The sequence below is a fragment of the Kitasatospora sp. NPDC023118 genome (assembly GCF_055560875.1).
The window spans coordinates 1-6,092 of sequence record NZ_JBVHHW010000072.1 but is presented as its reverse complement, the minus strand read 5'-3'; the positions used below and the strand labels follow the sequence as shown (position 1 = coordinate 6,092).

Annotated in this window: 6 protein-coding genes and 3 pseudogenes; 4 read left to right on the top strand and 5 right to left on the bottom strand. The window is 67.1% G+C overall.

What is annotated here, in order from left to right; all coding sequences use genetic code 11:
* The first annotated feature begins 224 nt into the window (after positions 1 to 224).
* Positions 225 to 566 carry a VOC family protein gene (locus ACZ3UD_RS37400; RefSeq protein ID WP_465598485.1) on the top strand — a complete coding sequence of 114 codons (342 nt, stop codon included), beginning with the start codon at positions 225 to 227 and terminating at the stop codon, positions 564 to 566.
* Positions 567 to 587: 21 nt separating this feature from the next.
* Here the strand turns inward: ACZ3UD_RS37400 and ACZ3UD_RS37395 are convergent.
* Positions 588 to 1,457: pseudogene (locus ACZ3UD_RS37395) on the bottom strand (IS5 family transposase).
* A gap of 68 nt (positions 1,458 to 1,525) precedes the next feature.
* On the opposite strand from ACZ3UD_RS37395, the gene ACZ3UD_RS37390 reads away from it, so the two are divergent.
* Entirely contained in the window at positions 1,526 to 2,011 is a 486-nt protein-coding gene (locus tag ACZ3UD_RS37390; protein WP_465598482.1) for a transposase, read from the top strand.
* Positions 2,012 to 2,518: 507 nt separating this feature from the next.
* On the opposite strand, the pseudogene ACZ3UD_RS37385 reads toward ACZ3UD_RS37390, so the two are convergent.
* Positions 2,519 to 2,692 (bottom strand): annotated as a pseudogene (locus ACZ3UD_RS37385) (pirin family protein); the annotation flags it as partial.
* Positions 2,693 to 2,784: 92 nt separating this feature from the next.
* On the opposite strand from ACZ3UD_RS37385, the gene ACZ3UD_RS37380 reads away from it, so the two are divergent.
* Entirely contained in the window at positions 2,785 to 3,942 is a 1,158-nt protein-coding gene (locus ACZ3UD_RS37380) for a tyrosine-type recombinase/integrase (RefSeq protein WP_465598479.1), read from the top strand.
* Positions 3,943 to 3,994: 52 nt separating this feature from the next.
* Here the strand turns inward: ACZ3UD_RS37380 and ACZ3UD_RS37375 are convergent, their stop codons facing one another.
* Both ACZ3UD_RS37375 and ACZ3UD_RS37370 read right to left on the bottom strand, forming a co-directional pair.
* Positions 3,995 to 4,171, bottom strand: a complete 177-nt coding sequence (locus ACZ3UD_RS37375; protein WP_465598488.1) for a helix-turn-helix domain-containing protein — start codon at positions 4,169 to 4,171, stop codon at positions 3,995 to 3,997.
* Positions 4,172 to 4,373: 202 nt separating this feature from the next.
* Positions 4,374 to 4,922: pseudogene (locus ACZ3UD_RS37370) on the bottom strand (IS701 family transposase); the annotation flags it as partial.
* 122 nt (positions 4,923 to 5,044) lie between these two features.
* Between ACZ3UD_RS37370 and ACZ3UD_RS37365 the strand changes: the two are divergent.
* On the top strand, positions 5,045 to 5,527 hold the full coding sequence (locus ACZ3UD_RS37365) for a hypothetical protein (protein WP_465598476.1): 483 nt from the start codon (positions 5,045 to 5,047) through the stop codon (positions 5,525 to 5,527).
* A 19-nt stretch (positions 5,528 to 5,546) separates the two neighbouring features.
* On the opposite strand, the gene ACZ3UD_RS37360 is transcribed toward ACZ3UD_RS37365, so the two are convergent.
* Positions 5,547 to 6,092: IS5 family transposase (locus tag ACZ3UD_RS37360; RefSeq protein ID WP_465598473.1), on the bottom strand; the 546-nt coding region annotated here is incomplete at its 5' end.

Below are 6,092 nucleotides of genomic sequence, written 5' to 3'. Positions count from 1 at the left end.
GGATCAGACGAAGGCCGCTTCTACGTACGACAGTTACCGGAACGAGTGATCAAGTTCGACGGCCCGTTCGAGCTCGGTGGTTAAAGAACAAGCTAGGGCCTGTTGCGAAAGTGCTGGTCACAGCTACTCAAGTGCGTCAAAGGCACTTGTCGACAGTCGATGGCTGCAGGTCTGCGAACGGCTGGTGCTGATGGCTGTCGGTGGTCGTGCTTAGGATGACGATCATGAGTCTGACAGCAGTAATGATCACGATGGATTGTGCGGAACCACAGGAGTTGGCTCAGTGGTGGGCCACTGCGTTGGGAGGCGAGATCGCCCAGGACCACGGCGACTTCGTCATCGTCAGGGCGCATCCGTTGGCACTGGGTTTCCAGCGTGTGGCCGAAGAGCGGCGGGGCAAGAACCGTGTACACGTCGACTTCGCTGCCGTGCCCGGCACGGGTCTGGCGGAGGAGGTGGAGCGGCTGGTCGCTCTGGGTGCGAGCGTCGTTGGCGAGCACAGCATTCCGGGTCTCACCTGGACTGTGCTGCAGGACCCGGCCGGCAACGAGTTCTGCGTCCACTAAGGAGCGTTGCGACCGTGCTGGTCACAGCCACTCGTTGATGGCTGCGACCAGCACCGTTGCCTCGTAGCGCACGGCCAACTTGTCGTACCTCGTGGCCGCAGCTCGATGGCGCTTGAGGCGATTGATTCCGCACTCCACCGCGTGGCGCTCCTTGTAGTCGTCCTTGTCGAACTTCGGCGGGCGCCCGCCATGGGAGCCGAGCTTCTTGCGGGTTCGGACCTGGTCGGCCTTCTCCGGGATGGTGCACTCGATCCTGCGTCTGCGCAGGTGGGAGCGGTTCGCGCGAGATCCGTAGGCTTTGTCGGCGCGGACCCTGTCGGGTGTGGTGCGTGGCCGTCCGGGGCCGGTGCGGGGGACGCGGATGCGTTCGAGGACCGGCTGGGTGGGCTGTCGTGCCAGTGCCCGGCGGTGATCAGCAACGAGAGCGGTTTCTGCCCCTGTTCGGTCGCAAGGTGGATCTTCGTGGTCAGGCCGCCCCGGGATCGTCCGAGCCCGTGGTCGTCCGGCTCGGTGTCGATTCCGCCGGGCGGCTCGCGCTGAAGATCCCTTTTTTACGCGCGCCGGCGGCGTGCTGGTGGGCGCGACAGACAGTCGAGTCCACGCTCACATCCCAGGTGATCAGGCCCTGCGCGTCGGCCTGGACCTGCAGTTGTTCCAGGATCCGCTTCACGTGCCTTCGCGCTGCCACCGGCGGGACAGGTCGTAGATCCGGTCCCACGGGCCGTATCGCTCGGGGATGTCCCGCCATGGTGTGCCCGCCCGAGTCCGCCACCGTATCCCGTCGATCAGTTGCCGACGCGTCCACGTCCGCGGCCTCCCCGGCTTCTTCCCCGCCGGCAGCAACGGCTCCAGCCGAGCCCACTGTCGGTCTGTCAGATCCCCTCGCGCCACACCGTGATCATTGCAACTCAAGATCCATTTTCGCAACAGACTATCCGACCCCGAGCGGCACGCCCGCCGTGCCCGACACCGGCATGGAGGGCCACGAGCTGCAGGACGCGGACGCCTACTCTCGCCGCGTCGTGGGCTGGCAGGTCGTGAGCCACATGCGCACCGACCTGCCGCTGGACGCGCTGGAGATGGCCCTGTGGCGGCAGAAGATCAAGAAGGACGCCGGCCTGATCCACCACGGCGACAGGGGGTCGCAATATGTGTCCATCCGCTACACGGAGCGACTGGCCGAGGTCGGCGCGTCCGCGTCGGTCGGCTCCGTCGCGGACTCGTACGACAACGCCATGGCCGAGGCTCTGAACGGCACGTTCAAGGCCGAGTTGATCGAGCACCAGGGGCCGTGGCGGGACTTCGACCAGGTCGAGCGGGCCGTGTTCCAGTGGGTGGCGTGGTACAACAGTGAGCGCCTCCACTCCGCCCTCGACTACGTCCCGCCGGACGAATACGAACAGGCGTATTGGGCGAGTCTGGAGCAACACCCGCAAGCCGCTTGATCACACGATCGCGGACTCCATCAAACGCGGGGCAGCTCAGTAGAGGCGGCAGGGGAGTCTTCGAGAGACTTTCTACTGTTTGGCTGCCCGTAGACCGTATCTGCTAACTCTGATCACTGGGCCGGAGGCCGGGGCGAGGAGTCACAGGTCCCGTCCTCCCGACAGTGATGTCGGAGCCCCGCTGACTGAAGGCTGGGACAGCCGGACCACGGGCAGTGTCCCACCGGTCCCTGTGTCCCCGCGGACGGCTGCGACTGTGGCGGTGACCTCCTCGGCGTCGGCGAGCACGCGGTTTCGAGTGCCCCGATTAGTTCTGACATAGCGTCAGTAAAGTCAGCATTGGGTCAGCATTGGTCCTGTCAGACGCTGTCGCGGGTGGTCGGACCGTGTCATGCGTCGAGTGCGGAAGCGAGTGTCGATGGGGGCACTTCGAGGTGAGCGCAGGGGGCTTCTGGTCGGCGGCGTGGGGGCCCGGGCCACCACACCGCCGACCACCTAACGCGCAGGTCAGCGCATGTTTCCGCGGGGCTTCAGGGGGATGCCGGGGAGCTCGGGGGCGGGCAGGCGGTCGCCCGGGTAGCCCTGGACCTCGCCGAAGCGGTCGGAGTTCGCAGAGCTCATCCATTCCTCGCGGGCTCGGGTGATGTCTTCGTGAGACCGCCCGATGAAGTTCCACCACATACCACGGTTCTGCCGTTTCTTCCCAGCTCAGGGGCTTGATCGACCATCCGGGGTCAGCAAAAGGTCAGCAAGACGCCGGGGAGTCGACAACCATGGCCACCATCAACCTCGTCCGCGGCATGGGCAGCTTCTTCAAGGAGTGCGAGCACCCCGAGAGCCGGTGGCCGAGGTGCCCGCACGAGTACAAGATCCGCTATCGCAACGCGGCCGGGAGGCAGACCGAGGAGGCCGGATTCGCCGCCCAGGACAAGGCGAAGGCTAGGCTCGCCGAGGTCTACCAGGCGAGGAAGAACGCCCCGCAGAGCCAGCGCAAGGCGGAACGGATTCAGAAGTACGGCCCCATGCAGTTCGAGCCCTACGTCGAGGAGTGGAAGGCCAGCCAGCGGCACCTCCGCGCCGCCTCGCTCCGCCAACTTGACTCGCTCCTCGAACATCACATCTACCCCGCGTTCCGGAGCCGTCGGATGGGCACCTTCGACCACAAGGTCGTCGATGCCTTCATCCAGACCATGGAACGAAACGGCGTCGGCCTGGCTACCCAGTCCAACGCCTTCGACAAGCTCAAGTCGATCCTGCTCGACGCCCACCGCCTTGGCCTCTACGACGAGAGTCCGCTCGACGGCGTCACGCCGCCCCAGTACGACCCGAAGCGAGCCGTCATCCCCTCCCGCGCCCTGCTCCAGGGAATACGCACCGCCGGCGACGACGCCTTCCTCCTCATCGCCGACCTCATGAGCGGCTGCGGTCTGCGCAACGGCGAGGCCGCCGCGGTCAACGTCAACAACATCGTCGCCGATGACGTCTACCGTGTCACCGAACAGGTCAACCAGATCACCAAGGACTACGCCCCGCTCAAGCACCGCAAGAAGGGCGAGTACCGCGACGTCCCGCTACCGGCCCGTGTGAGGCACTCCATCGAGTGGTACGCCGACAAGTACGGCACCGTCGGCGGCTTCCTTCTCCGCCACCCCCGGGACCTCCGCAAGCCCTTCCCACACCACATCCTGAACAACCTCTGGCAGCGCGTCGTCAAGCAGGCCGACGGCGTCGACATCCCCAAGGGCATGACGCTCTACGGTCTCCGTCACTTCTTCGCGTCGAACTGCCTCAGCCACAACATCCCGATCACCGATGTCGCAGAGTGGATGGGCCACAGGAGCATCGACGTCACGTTCAAGATCTACCGCCACCTCATGCCCGGCTCCATCGGCCGTGCCGCCGAGGTCCTCGACCTCGGCCTGGCTGCCTGAACACATAGGGAGGGCCTGCCCGGTGGGCAGGCCCTCCCCCGTCGCTGCCAGGTCACTCAGCGGACATGCGCTGCTGCCTCACCCACGCCTGGAGCTCACTCACCTTGAACTGCAACTTCGCGTTCGGTCCACACCCGAACTTATAAGGAAGCAGTCCCAACCTGGGCGCCTCCCGGTACACCCACGGAACCGACATGTTCAGATACTCGGCCGTTTGCTTGACGTCCATGAACTGCGGCTGCATCGCTCCTCCACGACGGGCTCTCGAACAAGTCCAACGCGGAGCACTATCGGTGCGAACATCGGATTGGCTCAGGCCGAGGCCTCGTGGTAGGTCGCCGCGAGCCGACGCCTGGGCTTGCAGAACGGCCCGGCCCAGCGCCGGTCACAAAGTCTTGATCGGTTAGTACTCCAGCCGTAGATCGTGATCTTCATGGATGGAGGGCGGCCTGGCGGCGGTAGTGGCTGCGGCGGGCTCGGGCCTGGTGGCGTCGGCGCCAGGTGGACCAGCGAAGCAGGTGGGCCGCGTCGCGGGCGGGCCGGACGACCAGGCCGGTGAACAGTCGTTGGAGCTCGTTGCAGGTGAGTGGGATCAGTCCGTCGGGGCTGGTCCCGTCGTCGGCGGGCGTCTGCTCCGGGCGTTCGAGGGCGGCGGTGACGACCAGGAAGGCGTGGGCGAGCATCGCGAGGGTGACCCAGCGGTGCCAGGAGGTCCAGCGGCGGACCTGATGCTCGTCCAGCCCGGCCAGGCCCTTGCCGGACTGGAAGGTCTCCTCCACCGTCCAGCGCCGCCCCGCTACCCGCACCAGGTCCAACAGCGGCACCTGGGTGGGCGAGAAGCAGCGGCAGAAGGCGAGTTCGCCGCTTCGGCGGTTTCGGCGGACCAGCAGCCACCAGTGCCCCGGCCGGCCGTCCGGGCCGTCGATGTCGACCTGGGCCCAGTCGTAGAAGCGCTCGCCCTTGGCCCCGGCCCCGGCGGAGCCGTGCGGTACGCCGCGATTCGTATCTGCTTGGCGAGGTCTGGTTGGGACTGGTCGAGCAGGGCCGCCTGCGCGGCCAGCTGCCGTGACTGGGCGTTGGCGTGCTGGCGGACGCTGTTGTCGTGCTCGTCGACTGCTACGCCCGCACCGGCGCCGCCGACGATGACCAGGGCCAGTGCGACCGCGAGGCGACCGGTGCGGTACCTTCGCGCGTGCCGGTCGGCCTGACGCAGCGTCCGGGCGAACCTGATGTCGCCGGGTTTGGGCGCCTTGGCGACGTCGAGCCGGTTCGCCTCGGGCACCACGAGGCGAAGACCGTCGCGGCGGGCGGCCAGCAATTTGGCCTCCAGGTCACCGATCCTGACGAGATATTCGCTCCCGTCAAGCGCACCGGTGACCGCTGTCCGGGGCCGCAGCCCGCGGACGAGCCCACGCAGCCCGGCAACGCCGGGCCGTCCGGCCCGCGGGCGGCGCAGCAGCTCGCGCAGGCCCAACGCGAAGGCCAAGCCGAGCGAGGGGCCTTCGAGCCGGGCCGGGGCCGCCTGTCCGCCAGACAGGACGATGCGCCACAGTACGCAGCGCCGCTCGCGCCGCTGCCCAGCTAGGGTCTGTGTGATGTTGTGATCAATCAGTGGCCGGCAGGAGATCATTGATCCAGATCATCGAGGCGCGGAGGTGAAGGCCGGCGAGGTAGCTTTCCGGGCTCTTGTCATACCGGGTCGCGATGCCTCGCCAGGCCTTCAGCTTGTTGATCAGGCGCTCGACGGTGTTCCGCTCCTTGTAGAGCCCAGCGTCGTAGCTGACGGGCCGGCCGCCCTTGCTGCCCTTCTTCTTCCGGTTGGCGGCCTGGTCCTTCTTCTCCGGGATGACCGCCTTGATGCGGCGTTTACGCAGGTGGGCACGGTTGCCGCGGGACGAGTAGGCCTTGTCCCCGGCGACCGCGTCCGGCAGGGTGCGGGGACGGCCGACGGGCCCGCGGACCCGTACCTTCTCCAGCACGGGGATGAACTGCGGGCTGTCCGCGGCCTGCCCCTCGGTCAGCACGAACACCAGCGGACGACACTTTCGGTCGCCAGCGCAATGGATCTTGCTGGTCTGTCCGCCCCTGGAGCGCCCAAGCAGGGCAGCTTTCAGCCGGAGCTTGCGCCGGCGCCGGATTCGTCGGTGTTC

Coding starts and splice junctions, on each gene's coding strand:
- ACZ3UD_RS37400 (WP_465598485.1), top strand. CDS start 225: ATGAGTCTGACAGCAGTAATGATCACGATGGATTGTGCGGAACCACAG.
- ACZ3UD_RS37380 (WP_465598479.1), top strand. CDS start 2,785: ATGGCCACCATCAACCTCGTCCGCGGCATGGGCAGCTTCTTCAAGGAG.
- ACZ3UD_RS37375 (WP_465598488.1), bottom strand. CDS start 4,171: ATGGACGTCAAGCAAACGGCCGAGTATCTGAACATGTCGGTTCCGTGG.